Below are 16,759 nucleotides of genomic sequence, written 5' to 3' on the forward strand. Positions count from 1 at the left end.
CCCGCTCCGCCGCCGTCGATCACCCCTTCAGCATGTCACCCGGCACTGACACCGCGGTCGGCCCAGAAATTGATCCGTTCCCGTACGACGGGGTATCCGGCCCTGGTGAAGTGCGCGGCCATCGGGACATTGCCCTGGTCGGTGGCGCCGGCGACGAACGGGGCGCCGCGTTCGACGAGGAAGTGGGTGCACTCGGCGAGGAGGTCGTAGGCGTAGCCGTGGCCGCGGTGTTCCGGCAGGACGCCGATGAAACCCACGCACGGGCCGGACGGGTTGCGGGCGGGAATGTGGATGCCGACGGTCTCGCCCCCGGGCGTGCGTGCGAGCTGCCACCACTCGCGGGGTGACGGGAACCAGCGGAAGATGTCCAGCTCCTCCTGGGCCGCCCGCTCCACTCCGCCCTGCTCGATGGCCCGGCGGGCGTGCGCGTCCAGGGTGACGGAGTGGATGCGGCGCAGGGCGTCGAAGAAGACGGCGTCGTCCGGCTCGGTGGTGAAGACGAGGCGCCCCGGCCGCCGCGGCAGGCCGTGCTCGGGGGTCCAGCGGTACAGGAAGCGTTCGACCAGCGGTTCGTATCCGGCCATGCGGGCGGCGGCGGCACGGGTGGCGACCGCGGCCGGCAGGCCGGGGACGTCGCGCCAGCCGGACGGGAGGTCCAGGTCCAGTTCCTCGGGGTGCCAGGGAGCCGTACGCAGGAGGTCGGCTCCCGCCTCCTCCTCGCCCTCGGCCACGTCGAACCAGTTGACCAGGAGCGGCTCGGGGTCCTCGGGCCGGGCCCACCAGGCGGCGCGGGCCACGACCCGGCCCTCGCGCAGGGCGACCCGCTTCCAGTCGGGGCGGTACCGGGTCTGCCGGTGCCGTTCGCCCAGGCCCAGCGGGTCGGGCATGGAGTCGAAAAGATGAGCACTGCTCTCGTCGAGCGTGCGGACGACCAGGGCGGTCATGGATTCCTCCGGGATGCGTGCCGCGTACGGCGTGGAGCGCTCCCGGTCGGGTCAGACGTGGTACGCCCGCGGAACGGGGAGGGGGGAGCGCTGGATGACTGTGCACTGCATGACGCTCGCCTCCTTCCGTCCGTCTCGGGCGTGCTGCACACCGTAGGCGGACGGCCCGGGCGGCGTCGACGGGTTTTCCGCGGTGCGCGCGGCGTTGCGCGCGTTTCCCGCGTGCGCGGCGTCTCCCGCGTGCGCACGGCGGCCCGGGCCGGCACGGCGGCGAGAGGCTCGGCCCGCGGCGGCGGCGTAGCGTGGGGGTGTGAAGTCGGTGCGCGGCTGGTCGTCGCGTCGGAACCGGGAGGAGCGCGGCTGGCTGCGGGGCGCACCACCGCCGCGGTGGGTGCGGGTGCTCCCGGTGCTGCTGCTGGTGGCGGTGACCACGGCCACGGTCGTCACCCCGCACGCGAGCGATCTCGGATTCCTGCTGGGAGCGATCCCGCCGCTCGCCGTCCTGTCGTACGGTCCGCTGGCCACCGCCGCCCTGGGTGCGCTGGTCGTCGTGGTGCTGAACGTGCCGTCGACCCATCTGAACCGTCCGGGCAACACCGATCTGCTCACCATCGTGTTCGTCGCCGTGCTGAGCGTGTTCGTGTCCTATGTACGCAGTCGCCGGGACGCCCAGCTCGACACGGAGCGCGCCATCGGAGAGGCCGTGCAGCGGGCCGTGATGCCGCCGCTGCCGGAGCGGCTCGGGCCGATCGGCTGCGCCGGGTTCTACCGGGCCGCCCAGGACGGGACGCTGGTCGGCGGGGACTTCTTCGATGTGCGGCAGGGGCCGTACGGCGTCCGCGCGGTGATGGGGGACGTACGGGGGCACGGCCTGGCGGCGGTCGCGACGGTGGTGTCGCTGCTGGGCGCGTTCCGGGAGGCGGTGCTGGACCAGCCGGACCTGGAGTCGGTCGCGGCCCGGATGGATCGCAGGCTGGCGGTCGACGCGGCGGGTGTGCGCCACGGGGAGCTGTTCGCGACGGCGGCGCTGCTGGAGTTCACGGCCGACGCGCGTGCGGTGCGGGTGGTGGTCTGCGGGCATCCGGCGCCGGTGCTGCTGCACGACGGGCGGGCCGAGGAACTGGCCGTCGCGGGGGCGGCGCCGCTGGGCCTCAACCTGGTCGGCGTCGAGTCGCCCAAGGAGATCACCGTGCCGCTGGGGCCGGGCGATCGCCTGCTGCTGGCCTCCGACGGGGTCTGGGAGGCCCGGGACGCCTCCGGCTCCTTCTATCCGCTGCCCGAGCGGCTGGCCGTGCTCGCGGACACGGCCTCCGGTGAACTGGCCGACGCCGTGTGGACGGACCTCGGGCGACAGCGCTACGAGGTCCGCGACGACGCCACCGTGCTCGTCCTGACGCCCGCCCCGGCGGACGTCCGACCGCCGCACTCCTCCCCGGCGGACGTCTGAGCTCCGCGCTCGTTCGCGCAGACATCCGGCCACTGCGCTCCTCCGCGCGGGCGTCCGACCACTGCGCTCTTCCGCGACGCACGTATGGCCGCCGGGCTCCTCCCCGGCGGACGCGCAGCTGCCGCACTGCTCCCCCGGCGACCCGACGCTCCACCTCCCCGAAGAAGGCGCTCCACCTCCCCGAAGAAAGGGTGAGGTGCTCCCGCGGGCACACGCTCTCGCGGGCCGGCAGGGCTTGCCGCCTCGGCCCATGAGCGGGCTCGCAGGGCCCGAGCCCGCGGGGTCCACAGGCGTGCTGGGGAACACGGTGCCGGAGTTCGAACACATCGCCCAAAACGCCAGGGTGCGCCACCCCTTCCGTCCCGTAGAAATATCTACCAGCATGCATATGCCGGGTTGGCGTGCAGGCGCACCGAGTGCCCGGTCACGGCCGTTCCCTGCCCTCGGGCCCGGCGAGCGAGGATCATCCGGAGCAGTGCATGACGAACACGATGTGGACGCGGGGCGTGGAGTGGCTGGCAGCGGCGGCGGCCGACCCTCGCGCCTGCAAGTGGGAGTGGGACCACGGCGAGGGCGTCGCACTGCTGGAGGCGGGCCGCTTCTGGGACGTCCTGAGCGTTCCCGCCCGGCTCGGCCTGCTCACCCTGGACCTGCTGTGGCAGCCCTCCCGGCCCGTGCCGGGGCCGACCCTGGTGGACACCGCCGCGGGGCGGGTCGGGTTCTTCCTGCCGCCGGACCCGTCCGGCGGCTGGATCGGTGCCGGGCTGCGGTACGCGACCAAGGGAGCCTGGGTCTCCGTGCCGCCGCCGTACCGGCCCGCCCGGTTCCTGGAGTGGCTGGTCCCACCGGACGGCACCGGCGCCCTGCATGCGCCCGGCCCGCTGGAGGCCGCCCTTCAGCAGGCCAACGGCACACTGACGGTGCTCGCACCGCTGTGCGGGCAGTAGCCGGAGCGGATCAGGAACGTTCGGATTCGGGCCGCGTGCGCGGCGCGAGCCCGGCCAAGGCGGCCCAGAGGCCGTCCGGTTCGGCGGGGACCGTCCGCCCCTGCGCCTGCCACTCCTCGACCAGCTGGGCGTAGATCGGCTCACGGGTTCTGAGGGCGCCGGTCACCGCGGTGTGGACGCGCGGGGCGGTCTCGACACAGGGCAGGCGCCTGAAGAGGAGCGATCCCGTCTGGTACATCGGCGCCGTGCAGTCCAAGAGGTTCATGTCCGGGGCAACGTCCGGGACGCGCCCGGGGTAGCCCCGCCCGGCCCCCGCTCACCGGGTCGGGTGAGCGCACCCCTCGAACGGGGCGTTCCGCCCGTCCGACAAACAGCCCGCAGCAGGCTGCCCACGGCCGCGAGAGCGCCGGTGGCGGCCGTCCCGGCCGACGGGCGCCGCTCGGAACGCGCTCCTATGCTGGACAAACAGGGCTCCGACGTCTCGCCCACCGCACGTTCGGCTCTCACGTGCTTGGAGTCAGCCCATGTCGCATTCGTCCGCACGCCTGCGCAGCGGGGCCGTGGTTGCCGTCGCGGCGGGGACGCTGCTGGTGGCGCTCGCCGGTGCTCCCGCAGGTGCTGCTCCGGTCCTGGGCCCCGTGGCGGTCGACGCCGGCTCCCCCAGTCCCTCTCCCTCGGGACCGGCCGTCCGTACCCTCACCCCCGACGTGGCCCGCCAACTCGACGCCGCGGTGCAGAAGGTGATGACCGAGGCGAACGTGCCGGGCGTGACGGTCGGCATCTGGACACCGCACCAGGGCAGCTACGTGGCCTCGTACGGTGTCGCGGACAGGAGCAGCGGCCGGAACATGACGCCGAACCTGTACATGCGGATCGGCAGCGAGACCAAGACGTTCACGGTGACGGCGCTGCTGCAACTGGTGGACCAGGGCAAGGTCGGTCTGGACGACCCGATCGGCAAGTACGTCGACGGTGTCCCCAACGGGGACACGATCACGCTGCGGCAGCTGGCGGGCATGCGCAGCGGGCTGTTCAACTACTCCGAGGACGACGGCTTCTTCAAGGCGCTCACGTCCGACCCCCGGCGCCGCTTCACACCCGAGGAACTGCTCGGCTATTCCTTCAAGCATCCGGTGCTGTTCCCGCCGGGGCAGAAGTTCTCGTACTCCAACACCAATCTGATCCTGCTGGGTCTGGTGGTCGAGAAGCAGAGCGGGCAGCCGCTCGGGACCTACATCCAGCGGAACATCCTCGACCCGGCAGGCATGAAGGACACGCTGTTCCCGGTCGGCGCGGAGTTCCCCAGCCCGCACGCGCAGGGCTACACGAACCAGACCGCAGACGGCAAGGTCGCGGACACGGCCGACTGGAACCCGTCCTGGGGGTGGGCGGCCGGCGCGATGATCTCGAAGCAGGACGATCTGCGGGTGTGGGCGCGCACGGTGGCCACGGGACAACTGCCGGACGGACGCTGGATGATCAGCCCCGCCACACAGAGGCAGCGACTCGTCACACCGGCGACTCCCATACCGGGCGCGGGGTACGGGCTCGGCATCTTCAATGTGCAGGGCTGGATCGGCCACAACGGCTCGCTGCCGGGCTACGAGTCCCTGACCGTGTACCTGCCGGCGGCGCAGGCGACCCTCGTGGTGCTCCTCAACACCGACATCGACCACAACGGCCAGGAACCGAGCACCCTGTTCGGCGAGGCGATCACGAAGATCGTCTCGCCCGACCACGTCTTCAACCTGCCGACCCAGCCGACGGCCAGGTGAGATCGCGCCCCGGCACGATGCGCACGCTCTGTGGCCGGTCCGCCGGGGCATGGTTCCGGTTCCGCTTCCGTGCCGGTGCCTGTGGGCGCCGGTGCCGTGCCGGCCCGGGTGGACACCCGACCCAGATGCCGGTCCGGGTGGAAACCCGACCCGGGCCGCGGACACAGGTGCGGGGCTCCGACCGGACCCCCGTCCCGGTCGTGCCCCGCAGAGTGCCGAACTTACGTGGGCCGGACGGCCCTGGGAATCGCGCCGGTGCCCTCTCCCCGCGGGCGAGGGCTCATCCGTGCACAGGTGAGTCCGGTTGACCCCGGTTCGCCCCGTCGAGCGCAGGGACGGCGAGGGAGCCGGTGGCCAGGTGGGCGAGGACGACCTCGTACAGATCGCTGCCCGAGGCAAGCAACTGGCGTTCCAGGACCGGTTCGGCGGCCCGGACGTGCTCGCGCACGGTCTGGGCGTGGACGCCGAGGTCCCGGGCCGCGCGTTCGGCGTTCGAGTCCGCGGCGATCCAGGCCCGCAGGGTGCGGCGCAGGTCGCGGCCGTCCGTGTCCAGGCGCCCGAGCAGGTCCTTCGCCCAGACACGCAGCGCGGGCAGGGCCAGCAGGTCGCCGAGCCCGGCCCGTGGCGACGGGTGCGGCACCGTACCGTCGGGGTCGTAGGGTTCCTGCACCGCTTCGGTGTTGAGCGCGAGGTGGGCGGCGGCGCGGGTGACGAGGTCGGAGAAGTCGGTGGCGAGCAGGGTCTCGACGCGGTCCATACGGGCGCGGACGGTGTTGCGGCTGACGCCGAGGACCTTGGCCGCGCTCACGGCGGTGAACTCCAGACCGAGCCGGGTGGTGGCGAGCAGTTCGGCGCGGATGTGGTGGGGCAGGGTGTCGAGGGGACGCAGCACGCCGGCGGACCAGGCGCGCAGAGCGTCCGGGTCCATGAGCCGTGCGGGGTGGGTGCGTTCGGCGTAGACGGCCGACTGGTCCGGGCGGAAGCGGGCGACGGCCAGGGCGCTGATGGCCTGCCCGTAGGCCGTGGCGGTGTGGGCGAGGCGCTGGCGGAGGCTGCCGCCGAGGAAGATGCCCGGCCGCCCGTCGACCAGGGAGCGCAGTTTCTCCCGCGCCGCGGGTATGGGGCTGACGACGATGACGTGCCCGTCCATCGCGGGACAGCGCACGACGAGCGCCTGGCCGCCGAGGGCGTCGGCGCAGGCGTGGGCGAGGGCGTCCCGCTCGGCCGGTGATCCCTCGACGACGTAGACCCGGGCGGTGTCCTCCTCCAGCAGACCCGGCCACAGTCCCGCGGCCACCCGGCGGGCGGAGACGGTCTCCTCCACCATCAGCAGTTGCAGGATGGCCAGCCGCAGGTCGGCGGTGGCCCGCTGCAGGCGGCGGCCGGACTGCGTCAGTCTCCGTTCCCTCAGCAGCAGTTCGAGCACGCCCGCGGTGTGGTGGACGATCTCGGCCGCGCGCCGGTCGAAGGGTTCCGGGCGGACCACGGCGAGCACCGCGCCCGCCGCCGGGTCCTGTTCGGGGTGCGGCAGGCGGACCATCCGGAGGTGGCGTTCACGGTCCTGGAGGGCAGCCGCGGAGATCCGGCCGGTGACCAGGTCGGCGAGCAGGTCCGCGTCGAGCGGCACGCGGTCGCCGGCCAGGAGGGCGCCGTGCGCGTCCTGGAGGCAGACCACTGCCCGGACGGTCCGCCCGAGCCAGGCGACGACCCGGCGCGGATCCCGGCCGCCGGGGCGCAACTGGTCGAGCAACTGCTCGGCCCAGGCGGACTCGTTGTCGTGGGGCTGGGGGGCGTGGGGGCCCTCGTCTGCTCGGCCGGCCACGTCGCCGTTCTCCTCGTCTCCGTGCTGACCTCGGCTTTCGACGGGGACGTTACCCCAGATGCGCCTCCCGTTCACCCCTGGTGCGCGGGGCATGGCTGCTCCGGCGGCGGCACGGCGACAAGGCCTCACGGCTGTGTCGGGCCGGTACGACCGCGGCGGCGCGCGACAGGGCGCGCGGGGGGCTGCGCGCGCGAGACCGGAAGACGGCATAAGCTCGACGGGTGGCGAAGTACTTCGACGTGCACCCCGAGAACCCGCAGCCGCGCAGCATCGGCCAGATCGCCGACGCGGTGCGGTCGGGGGCACTCATCGCATACCCGACCGACTCCTGTTACGCGCTGGGCTGCCGGCTGGGCAGCCGGGACGGCATCGACCGGATCCGTTCGATCCGCCATCTGGACGACCGGCACCACTTCACGCTGATGTGCCGGGACTTCGCGCAGCTCGGCCAGTTCGTGCGGGTCGACAACGACGTGTTCCGGGCCGTCAAGGCGTCGACACCCGGCAGCTACACCTTCATCCTGCCGGCCACCCGCGAGGTGCCGCGCATGCTGCAGCACCCCAAGAAGAAGACCGTGGGCGTGCGCATCCCCGACCATGTGGTCACCCAGGCGCTGCTGGACGAGCTGGGCGAGCCGCTGCTGTCCAGCACGCTGCTGCTGCCGGACGAGAAGGAGCCCTTGACGCAGGGCTGGGAGATCAAGGACCGGCTCGACCACGCGGTGGACGCGGTGGTCGACTCCGGGGAGTGCGGCACCGAACCGACCACCGTCGTCGACTTCTCCGGCGGCGAGGCGGAGATCGTGCGGCGCGGCGCCGGGGACACCACGCGCTTCGAGTGAAGGCGGACTCCCGGCCGTGCCGTGTGGATCTTGCGTGGCAGCATGAGACGTACACACAGCACCGGAGGGCGTCTGCCTCCCGCCGCTGATTCCTCAGGAGGCTCCTCACCATGACCGCCGTTCAGGGAACAGCCGTCGACATCCCGACCGCGGACGGCACCGCCGACGCCTACCTCGCCCACCCCGCGGACGGGAGCCCTCACCCGGGTGTCCTTCTCTACCAGGACGCCTACGGTCTGCGCCCGCAGCTGAGGGCGATGGCCGACCGGCTCGCCGGCGCCGGCTACACCGTCCTGGTGCCGAACGTCTTCTACCGGCACGGCCGCACGCCGATCGGGGAGCTTCCGGAGTTCATCGACCCGTCCGCCGACCCGTCCCTCTGGGAGCGGATCGGCCCGGTCATGGCCTCCCACACCCCCGAGCAGACCGAGCGGGACGCGGACGCCTTTCTGGGCTGGCTCGCCGACAGCCCCCTGGTCGCCGAGGGGCCGGTCGCGCTGACCGGTTACTGCATGGGCGCCCGCCTGGCCCTGCGCACCGCGGCCACCCACCCCGAGCGGGTGGCCGCCGCGGCCGGCTTCCACGGCGGACGGCTGGCGACCGATGCCCCGGACAGCCCGCACCTCGGCGCCGGGCGCATCACCGCGGAGCTGTACTTCGCTCACGCCGACCAGGACCAGTCGATGCCCGAGGAGCAGATCCGCAGGCTGGAGGAGGCGCTCACCGCCGCGGGCGTGCGGCACCGCACCGAGGTCTACGCGGGTGCTCCGCACGGCTACACCCAGGCGGACACCCCCGCCTACAGCCGCGAGGCCGACGAGCGGCACTGGGCGGCCCTGCTCGATCTGCTCAAGCGCACCTTCTGAGGTCCGCGGGGCGTCCGCCGCACGGCGGACGCCGCCCGGATCCCGTCCAACTCATTGACATGCTCGCACCCAGCCGCAACATTGAGAGCGCTCTCACGAAGGTACGGACCAAGTCCGTACGACCCCGACCCCCACACGGAGGTGGAGAGTGCCCCCCAGGATCACGCGCCGGGCTCTGCCGCTGGCGACGGCGGCCGCCCTGCTCGGCGGACTGCTCACCCTGGCCGCACCGGACCACGCGGGTGCCGCCGCACCCAACACCCTCACACTGACGATCACCAACGACTCGGGGCGCTCCGGCCCGGTGTACCTCTACGACCTCGGCACCCAGCTGTCCTCGGGCCAACAGGGCTGGGCCGACGCGAACGGCACCTTCCACGCCTGGCCGGCGGGCGGCAACCCGCCGACTCCCGCACCGGACGCGGCGATCGCCGGCCCGGCGGCCGGCCACTCGACGACGATCCGGATCCCCAGGTTCTCCGGCCGGATCTACTTCTCCTACGACCGGAAACTCGACTTCAGGCTGACCACCGGCGGGCTCGTGCAGCCGGCCGTGCAGAATCCGTCCGACCCCAACCGGGACACCCTGTTCAACTGGTCGGAGTACACGCTGAACGACTCCGGGCTGTGGCTCAACAGCACCCAGGTGGACATGTTCTCGGCGCCGTACGCCGTCGGCGTGCAGCGCTCCGACGGCGGTGTCAGCAGCACCGGGCATCTCAAGCCGGGCGGCTACACCGGCTTCTTCGACGCCCTGCGCGCACAGCCGGGCGGCTGGGCCAAGCTGATCCAGACGCGCTCCGACGGCACCGTGCTGCGCGCCCTGTCGCCGCTGTACGGCGTGGAGACGGGGGCACTGCCGGCGAACGTGATGGACGACTACATCAACCGGGTCTGGCAGAAGTACGCGACGGCGACCCTGACCGTCACGCCGTTCACCGACCGGCCGAACACCAAGTACCACGGCCGGGTCTCGGGGAACGTCATGAACTTCACCGATTCCTCCGGCGCAGTCGTCACCAGCTTCCAGAAGCCCGACGCGGACAGCATCTTCGGCTGCCACAAGCTGCTCGACGCGCCCAACGACCAGGTGCGCGGACCCATCTCGCGCACCCTGTGCGCCGGTTTCAACCGCTCGACCCTGCTGGTCAACCCCGACCAGCCGGACACCTCGGCGGCCGGCTTCTACCAGGACTCGGTGACCAACCAGTACGCGCGCGCCATCCACGCGCGGACGGCCGACGGCAGGGCGTACGCGTTCGCCTTCGACGACGTCGGCAACCACGAGTCCCTGGTCCACGACGGCAGTCCGCAGCAGGCGTATCTGACGCTGGATCCGCTGGGCTGACATGCCACGGTCCCGCACCCCTCGGGGTACGGGACCGCAGCGGATGTCTCAGCCGGTCGTGAGGGCGGTGTCGTCCACGACGAAGCTGGTCTGGAGCGAGGAGTCCTCGACTCCGTTGAACTTCAGCGTGACCGTCGAGCCCGCCAGCGAGGACAGGTCGAAGGACTTCTGGCTGTAGCCGGAGGCCTTGTTGAGGTTCGAGTACGTCGCCAGGGTCTTCGAACCGGCGGTCACCGTCAGCTTGTCGTACTGAGTGCTGCTGGTGGTCTCGTCGGAGTCGATGTGCAGGTAGAAGGTCAGGGTCGCCTTGCAGCCCGCGGGGATCGTCACCGACTGGGACAGGGTGTCGGTGTGCGTCCTGCCGTAGCCGTCCAGCCAGGCCTTGTAGGAGCCGCCGTGGGCCGCCTCACCGCTGTCGGTGGTGATGACCCCGCTGGTCGCGGTCCAGCCGGTGCCGCCCGACTCGAAGCCGGGGTTGGCCAGCAGCTGGCTCGACGTGCAGCCGCCTCCGCCGCCGGAGCTGACGGTCCAGCCGAAGGTCGCGGTGCCGGTCGCCCCGGTGGAGTCGGTCACCGTGACGGTGGTGTTCGAGTTGCCCGCGGTGGTGGGTGTGCCGGAGATCAGGCCGGTCGAGCTGTTGATCGAGAGGCCGGCCGGCAGGCCGGTGGCGCTGTAGCTGAGAGCACCGCTGTTGGTGCTGCTCGCCTGGATCTGCAGACTGACCGGCGTGCCGACGGTGGCGGTCTGGCTGCCCGGGCTGGTGACGGTCACTCCGCTGCTGGGCAGGGTTATGTGACTGCCGACGTTGATGCCGGCGAAGGCGTTGCCCACCCCGGCGTACTGGGTGGAGTTGGTGCCGTAGAGCGCGGCGGCCGCGTTGAGCGCGGCGGTACGGGCGGCGGCGTAGTCGGTGCTCGACGTCATGTACGACGTCAGCGCCTTGTACCAGATCTGCAGCGCGGCGGCCCGGCCGATGCCGGTCACGGCGACCCCGTCCGAGGTGGGACTGTTGTACGTGACGCCGTTGATGACCTTGGTGCCGCTGCCCTCGGAGAGCAGGTAGAACATGTGGTTCGCGGGCCCCGAGGAGTAGTGCACGTCGAGGTTGCCGACGCCCGAGTACCAGGAGTCGGCGGAGCCGCCGTCCTTGCTGGGCTTGTCCATGTAGCGCAGCGGGGTGCCGTCGCCGTTGATGTTGATCTTCTCGCCGATGAGGTAGTCGCCGACGTCGGTGCTGTTGTTGGCGTAGAACTCCACGCCGGTGCCGAAGATGTCGCTGGTGGCCTCGTTCAGGCCGCCGGACTCACCCGTGTACTCCAGGCCCGCGGTGTTGGCGGTGACGCCGTGGCTCATCTCGTGGCCCGCGACGTCCAGCGCGGTCAGCGGGTCGTTGTTGCCGGAGCCGTCGCCGTAGGTCATGCAGAAGCAGCTGTCGTCCCAGAACGCGTTCACGTACGCGTTGCCGTAGTGCACGCGGGAGTAGGCGCCGACGCCGTCGTTCTTGATGCCGCTGCGGCCGAAGGTGTTCTTGTAGAAGTCCCAGGTCTCCGCCGCGCCGTAGTGGGCGTCCGCGCCCGCGGTCGCCGCGTTGGACGTGGTGCCGTTGCCCCAGGTGTCGTTGGTCTGGGAGAACAGCGTGCCGGTGCCCGAGGAGCCGTGGTTCAGGTTGTACGTCTTGTGGCCGCCGCGCGCCCCGTCGGTCAGCGTGTAGCTCGACCCCGACTGGGTCGTGGTCAGCGACACCTGGCCGCTGTACTGGGTGTTGCCGATGCCGGTCCTGACCGCCTGGTAGCGGTGCAGCTCCTTGCCGGTGGTGGCGTCGGTGATGACGTGGAGCTGGCTGGGCGTTCCGTCGTCCTGGAAGCCGCCGATCACGGTCTCCCAGGCGAGCTTCGGGGTACCGCTGCCGGCCCAGATCACCTTGCGGGCGCTGTCGGTGGTGGGCTTCTTCGCGTCGAGTGCCTTGGCTGTCTTGAGCGCCTTGGTCTCGGCGGCGGACTTGGTGAAGGCCGCGGTGGTGGAGGCGACCTGGATCCGGTGCTTGTTGTTGTACGTCGTGCTCACGGTGCCCGCGGCAAGGGAGGCGGGCGGGGTGTGGACGACGAGGTCGCCGCCGAGGACGGGCAGGCCGGCGTAGGTGCGCTCGTAACGGGTGTGCAGGGTCCCGTCGTTGTCCTTGACGACGTCCTTGACGACCAGCTTCTCCTGCGCGCCGAGTCCGAGGGTGCGGGCGGTGGCGGCGGTCTGCTGCTTTGCGCTCTTGATCAGCGCGGAGTGCTGGGCGGGGGTGAGTTTCGCCTCCAGGCCTCCGGCGCGGAGGGGGCTGGGGTGGGGGCCCGCGGGCTTGGCGGTCGCGGGAACCGCCTGGATGCCGACGGCGAGGAAGGCGGCCGTGGAGACCAGTGCGGCTCCGACCGTGGCCCGTCTGTGGGGATGACGTCTCACTCGTACTCCTCCTGCTGCGGCCGCCGGGTCGCGGCCGGTGACAGACCGGGCAGACGGGTGTGCTGCCCGGAACGAGCTGAGCTGTGCGGGGACCGAGGTCCGTGAACACACCGTGGAGGAACTGTGTGTTGGGGGAGGATTTCAGTCTTGACCCGCACATGTCAGCCATATGAGGGGCATTCGAGGGTTTTCCCTATGTCGCCCGGCGCGGACCGGCAGGCCCGTGACGCACTCGCAGTGTCGTACCGGCACCCCGCATGCGGAAGAGACATCGCAGGCGCGGATGCGGCGGCCGGGAAGAGCGGGGCGCCTTGCCGGGCCCCGGCGCGGCAGGCCCTGCACTGCGGCGGCCCTGCACTGCGAGGGGCGGGCGGCGGCGCGCCCACCGTGTGCCGGTGCCGGTGCCGGTGCCGGTGTCGATCCCGGTGTCAGTGTCGGTGCCGGTGGGCCGGCCGGTCAGAGGTCGAGGACGACTTCGGTGCTCGGTTCGCAGCAGCAGACGAGGACGGTGCCGGCCTCGGGCGGTTCGAGCGGCGGGGTGGTGTAGGTGATGCCGCCGGACACCAGGGGGGTGACGCAGGTGTGACAGACCCCCGTGCGGCAGGACCAGCGGGTGGGGATGTCACAGGCTTCGGCGAGGCCGAGGAGCGAGGCGTGCGCGGGTGACCACGGGGTGGTGATGCCGCTGCGGGCGAAGGTGACGAGGGGGCCGGTGCCCGGCGGACCGGGCGGCCGGTGCGGCCGCACGGCGGCGGTGGGCGTCACACCGGGATTGACGGCGGGCAGGGCGCTGAACTGTTCCGTGTGGATCCGCTCGGGGCTCAGGCCCCGCTCGCGCAGGCCGGCGCCGAGGTCGTCCATGAAGGCGGGCGGCCCGCAGAGGTAGGCGTCCGCGTCCGCCGGAACCCCCATGGCCGCGATGGTCGCGGCGGTCGGGCGGCCCCGGGTGACGGTGAACTCGTCGGCCTGCGGGGCGTCTTCGGCGGTGTAGTGGATGTGCTCGTGGGCGTCGGGGAGCCGGGCCAGCAGCGCGTGGGCCTCGTCCGCGAAGGCATGGCGGGCGCGGTCGCGGGCGACATGGATCCACCACACGGGACGCGGGGCCCGCGAGGCGGCGAGCCGGTGGAGCATGGCGAGCACGGGGGTGGCGCCGATCCCTGCGGAGACCAGGACGACCGGACGGGTGCCCTCTTCGAGGACGAACGTTCCGCGGGGGCTCGCGACGTCCACGAGGTCACCGGGACGGAGCGCGTCGTGGAGGTAGGCGCTGACCCTCCCCCGGCTCTCGCGTTTGACGCCGATGCGGTAGGTGTCGGCCGCGGGCGCGCCGGACAGGGAGTAACTGCGCACCGCGGGGCCGGCATCGCCGACGGAGAGGCGGACGGAGAGGTACTGGCCCGGGCGGGCCTCGGGCAGGGGCGCGTCGTCGGTGGCGGTGAGGTAGATCGACGAGACGGTGGCTGTCTCGGGGACGACACGGGTGATGCGCATCGCCCTGAAGCCCTGCCATCCCGGCTCCTGTACGGGGCGTCGCGCGGCGGCGAGTTCGCGGAAGGACTGCTGCCAACCGGGGCTGAGGGCGGGGATGTTCAGCGCTCGGTGCAGCATCCCGGGGTCGCGGCCGGGGAGATAGAGCAGTGCGTCGGTGTCGGCGACGCTGAGTTCTTCGGGCCCCTTGCCGAGCAGGGTGATCTCGTCGCCGGCCCGGACGTGCCCCTCGGTGAGGACACGCAGGTAGAAGCCGGGGCGGTGATGGGCGACCAACAGGGCGGGCATGGCCGGCTCACCCAGGCGCATGCCGACCCGGTAGCAGGTGACCCGCGGCTGGGTGACCTCGAATTCGGCCTCGCCGATGCGGTACCGGTCACCGATGCACACTTCGTCGTCCGGCAGCCCGTCGACGGTGAAGTTCTCGCCGAAGATCCCGAAGGTCAGGTCGTCGCGTCCGAGATGCTTCTGCCAGTGACGGTAGGACTCCAACTGGTAGACGAGTACCGCACGGATCTCGCCGCCGTGCCCGGCCAGGTCGCCCTGGCCGTCTCCGTCGACGTTCAGCCGGCGCACCATCCGGGGTCCGTGCACGGGGGTTTTCCAGGCCCCGGTGCGGACGACCCTGCCCTGCCAGGGGACGTCCTCGGGCATTCCCACATTGACGGAGAGCAGCGTCGCCATCGCGGACCTCCTGCGGGTGGCCGACGGGGGCAGCCCTTCGAGGCGCTGTGCCGGGTGCACTCCGGCCGATCCTAGTTGCGGACGCGAGGGCGCGCACGATCACGATGTAACCACTTAAACGGCCTTGACAGGTTAGATTCCGCATGCTCGACTGAATGCGTAACCGTCAAAGCGCGAGAGAGGGGTTAGAGATATGGGCTCGGCAGTCCACCACCGCACCGCCGCCGTCGGGGGTCTCGAGGTCTTCTACCGGGAGGCCGGAGACCGCAAGGCACCGGTCCTGCTCCTCCTCCACGGCTTCCCGACCAGCTCACACATGTTCCGCCACCTGATTCCGGCGCTCGCCGATCGCTACCACGTGATCGCCCCCGACCACATCGGGTTCGGCCAGTCCGCCATGCCCTCCCCGCAGGACTTCCCATACACCTTCGAAGCCCTCACCGAGGTCACCTCCGGCCTGCTGGAGCACCTGGGCATCGACCGCTTCGCGATGTACGTCCAGGACTACGGCGCCCCCATCGGCTGGCGCCTGGCCCTGCAGTCCCCGCAGCGCATCACCGCGATCATCACCCAGAACGGCAACGCCTACGAAGACGGCTTCGTCAGACCCTTCTGGGACGGTGTCTTCGCCTACGCCAAGGACCCCGGGCCCGACACCGAGGCTCCGATGCGCGGGGCCCTGACCGCCGAGGTCACCCGGTGGCAGTACGTGAACGGAGTCGCCGACCCCAGCCTCGTCAGCCCCGACAACTGGGTCCACGACCAGGCGCTCCTGGACCGTCCCGGCAACGACGAGATCCAGCTCCGGCTCTTCCGCGACTACCCGACCAACGTGGACCTCTACCCCCAGGTGCACCGGTACTTCCGCGATGCACAGGTCCCGCTGCTGGCGGTCTGGGGAGCGAACGACGAGATCTTCGGCCCCGAGGGCGCCAAGGCGTTCAGCCGGGACCTGCCCGGCGCCGAGATCCATCTGCTCGAATCCGGGCACTTCGCCCTGGAGAGCCACCTCGGGGCGATCACCGAGCACATCCGCGACTTCCTCGCCCGCGTTCTCACCTGACCTCCGGAACCTGACGTCCGGGGCCCGACGCCCGAGACCCGACGTCCGGAACCCAACGTCCGGGACCCGACGCCCGAGACCCGACGTGCGGGCCCGACATCCGGGTGGCCCACGCGCCGGCACGCACCGCCCGCGCCGCCGGCAGGGGCCACCACCACCGCACTCCGCGGCGCGCCCGCGCGCCCACCCCGTCCCGGAAGGACCTCTCATGGGACTCTCCTGGCAGCAAGGCCCCCTCTCCGCAGGCACCGTCGGACATTTCCTCACCCCCGGCCCGCTGGCCGGGCGGCTCCTGTTCGCCGAGCGGCTGCGCCGCCGCATGCGGGTGAGGTTCAACGACACCTGGATCGCCGACAGCGAGGACGTCGTCCTCCTGCACGAACCGGGCCGTTACCCGGTCGCCTACTTCCCCCGCGAGGACATCGACGAGAAGGTCCTGGCCGGCAACGGCAGGACCACCCGGCACCAGGACCTCGGCGAGACTGCCTGGTTCGCGGTGCGGGCGGGCGGGCGCAGCGCCGAGCGCGCCGCGTGGGAGTTCACCGCCCTCCCCGGCCACGCCGCCGACCTGCGGGGCCGTGTCGCCTTCGCCTGGCGGGCCATGGACGGGTTCTACGAGGAGGACGAACGCATCCTCGGACACGCTGCGGACCCGTACCACCGCATCGACATCCGCAGCACCTCCCGGACCCTCGAAGTCCGGCTCGGCGACGACCTGATCGCCCGGTCCGAACGCCCCCTGGTGCTCTTCGAGTCCGGGTTCGCCCCGCGCTGGTACGTCCCGCGCGCCGACATCGACGAGAGCCGGCTGCGCCCCGTCGACGGCCGGACGTTCTGCCCCTACAAGGGCCTGTGCGACTACTACGACATCGACGACGCACCGCGCGCTGCCTGGTCGTACCGCAACGCCTACCGGGAGGTCGACAGGATCGGCGACATGGTGTCGTACGAGCCGGACAAGGCCGAGGTCCGTCTGGACGGCACGCGGCTGCGTCTCGAACCCGGGCAGAACGTCGTCCCCCACGGCATCGACCGTGGTCTCGACGTCGAGGAGGTCGCACCGCACTGACGGCGCAGGACGCCGGACA

At 71.8% G+C, this 16,759-nt stretch carries 13 protein-coding genes; 8 read left to right on the forward strand and 5 right to left on the reverse strand.

The window, feature by feature from the left end:
* Positions 1–35 precede the first annotated feature (35 nt).
* A complete protein-coding gene (locus tag ACFZCP_RS40790) occupies positions 36–944 on the reverse strand; it encodes a GNAT family N-acetyltransferase (protein WP_391440762.1) in 909 nt (302 codons plus the stop codon).
* A gap of 310 nt (positions 945–1,254) precedes the next feature.
* On the opposite strand from ACFZCP_RS40790, the gene ACFZCP_RS40795 reads away from it, so the two are divergent.
* A complete protein-coding gene (locus tag ACFZCP_RS40795) occupies positions 1,255–2,391 on the forward strand; it encodes a SpoIIE family protein phosphatase (protein ID WP_391440768.1) in 1,137 nt (378 codons plus the stop codon).
* A gap of 479 nt (positions 2,392–2,870) precedes the next feature.
* Positions 2,871–3,338 (forward strand): hypothetical protein, encoded by a 468-nt coding sequence (locus ACFZCP_RS40800; protein WP_362696670.1) that lies wholly within the window; start codon positions 2,871–2,873, stop codon positions 3,336–3,338.
* Positions 3,339–3,348: 10 nt separating this feature from the next.
* Here the strand turns inward: ACFZCP_RS40800 and ACFZCP_RS40805 are convergent, their stop codons facing one another.
* Positions 3,349–3,603 carry a hypothetical protein gene (locus tag ACFZCP_RS40805; RefSeq protein ID WP_391440776.1) on the reverse strand — a complete coding sequence of 85 codons (255 nt, stop codon included), beginning with the start codon at positions 3,601–3,603 and terminating at the stop codon, positions 3,349–3,351.
* Between the two features lie 259 nt (positions 3,604–3,862).
* On the opposite strand from ACFZCP_RS40805, the gene ACFZCP_RS40810 reads away from it, so the two are divergent.
* Positions 3,863–5,113 carry a serine hydrolase gene (locus ACFZCP_RS40810; RefSeq protein ID WP_391440782.1) on the forward strand — a complete coding sequence of 417 codons (1,251 nt, stop codon included), beginning with the start codon at positions 3,863–3,865 and terminating at the stop codon, positions 5,111–5,113.
* A gap of 280 nt (positions 5,114–5,393) precedes the next feature.
* On the opposite strand, the gene ACFZCP_RS40815 is transcribed toward ACFZCP_RS40810, so the two are convergent.
* Positions 5,394–6,935 (reverse strand): helix-turn-helix domain-containing protein, encoded by a 1,542-nt coding sequence (locus ACFZCP_RS40815; protein WP_391440788.1) that lies wholly within the window; start codon positions 6,933–6,935, stop codon positions 5,394–5,396.
* A 221-nt stretch (positions 6,936–7,156) separates the two neighbouring features.
* Here ACFZCP_RS40815 and ACFZCP_RS40820 point away from each other — a divergent pair, with 221 nt between their 5' ends.
* From ACFZCP_RS40820 to ACFZCP_RS40830, 3 genes are all read left to right on the forward strand, one after another.
* Positions 7,157–7,777 (forward strand): L-threonylcarbamoyladenylate synthase, encoded by a 621-nt coding sequence (locus ACFZCP_RS40820; protein ID WP_362696678.1) that lies wholly within the window; start codon positions 7,157–7,159, stop codon positions 7,775–7,777.
* 110 nt (positions 7,778–7,887) lie between these two features.
* Positions 7,888–8,643 (forward strand): dienelactone hydrolase family protein, encoded by a 756-nt coding sequence (locus ACFZCP_RS40825; RefSeq protein ID WP_391440798.1) that lies wholly within the window; start codon positions 7,888–7,890, stop codon positions 8,641–8,643.
* Between the two features lie 148 nt (positions 8,644–8,791).
* Entirely contained in the window at positions 8,792–9,991 is a 1,200-nt protein-coding gene (locus ACFZCP_RS40830) for a beta-1,3-glucanase family protein (RefSeq protein ID WP_391440801.1), read from the forward strand.
* Between the two features lie 48 nt (positions 9,992–10,039).
* On the opposite strand, the gene ACFZCP_RS40835 is transcribed toward ACFZCP_RS40830, so the two are convergent.
* The gene (locus tag ACFZCP_RS40835; RefSeq protein ID WP_391440804.1) at positions 10,040–12,436 is read right to left on the reverse strand and encodes a M4 family metallopeptidase; all 2,397 of its coding nucleotides are present in this window, start codon (positions 12,434–12,436) and stop codon (positions 10,040–10,042) included.
* Between the two features lie 456 nt (positions 12,437–12,892).
* Complete coding sequence (locus tag ACFZCP_RS40840) at positions 12,893–14,608, reverse strand: MOSC domain-containing protein (protein WP_391440809.1); 1,716 nt, start codon at positions 14,606–14,608, stop codon at positions 12,893–12,895.
* Between the two features lie 193 nt (positions 14,609–14,801).
* On the opposite strand from ACFZCP_RS40840, the gene ACFZCP_RS40845 reads away from it, so the two are divergent.
* Together ACFZCP_RS40845 and ACFZCP_RS40850 are read left to right on the forward strand one after the other, a co-directional pair.
* Positions 14,802–15,671, forward strand: coding sequence for an alpha/beta fold hydrolase (locus ACFZCP_RS40845; RefSeq protein WP_391440817.1), 870 nt, complete (start codon positions 14,802–14,804; stop codon positions 15,669–15,671).
* Between the two features lie 208 nt (positions 15,672–15,879).
* A complete protein-coding gene (locus ACFZCP_RS40850) occupies positions 15,880–16,740 on the forward strand; it encodes a DUF427 domain-containing protein (RefSeq protein ID WP_391440823.1) in 861 nt (286 codons plus the stop codon).
* Positions 16,741–16,759: the final 19 nt, after the last annotated feature.

Source organism: Streptomyces sp. NPDC007971 (genome assembly GCF_042958635.1).
Taxonomy (GTDB): Bacteria; Actinomycetota; Actinomycetes; order Streptomycetales; family Streptomycetaceae; genus Streptomyces.

Coding starts and splice junctions, on each gene's coding strand:
- ACFZCP_RS40790 (WP_391440762.1), bottom strand. CDS start 944: ATGACCGCCCTGGTCGTCCGCACGCTCGACGAGAGCAGTGCTCATCTT.
- ACFZCP_RS40840 (WP_391440809.1), bottom strand. CDS start 14,608: ATGGCGACGCTGCTCTCCGTCAATGTGGGAATGCCCGAGGACGTCCCC.
- ACFZCP_RS40845 (WP_391440817.1), top strand. CDS start 14,802: ATGGGCTCGGCAGTCCACCACCGCACCGCCGCCGTCGGGGGTCTCGAG.
- ACFZCP_RS40850 (WP_391440823.1), top strand. CDS start 15,880: ATGGGACTCTCCTGGCAGCAAGGCCCCCTCTCCGCAGGCACCGTCGGA.
- ACFZCP_RS40805 (WP_391440776.1), bottom strand. CDS start 3,603: ATGAACCTCTTGGACTGCACGGCGCCGATGTACCAGACGGGATCGCTC.
- ACFZCP_RS40825 (WP_391440798.1), top strand. CDS start 7,888: ATGACCGCCGTTCAGGGAACAGCCGTCGACATCCCGACCGCGGACGGC.
- ACFZCP_RS40800 (WP_362696670.1), top strand. CDS start 2,871: ATGACGAACACGATGTGGACGCGGGGCGTGGAGTGGCTGGCAGCGGCG.
- ACFZCP_RS40810 (WP_391440782.1), top strand. CDS start 3,863: ATGTCGCATTCGTCCGCACGCCTGCGCAGCGGGGCCGTGGTTGCCGTC.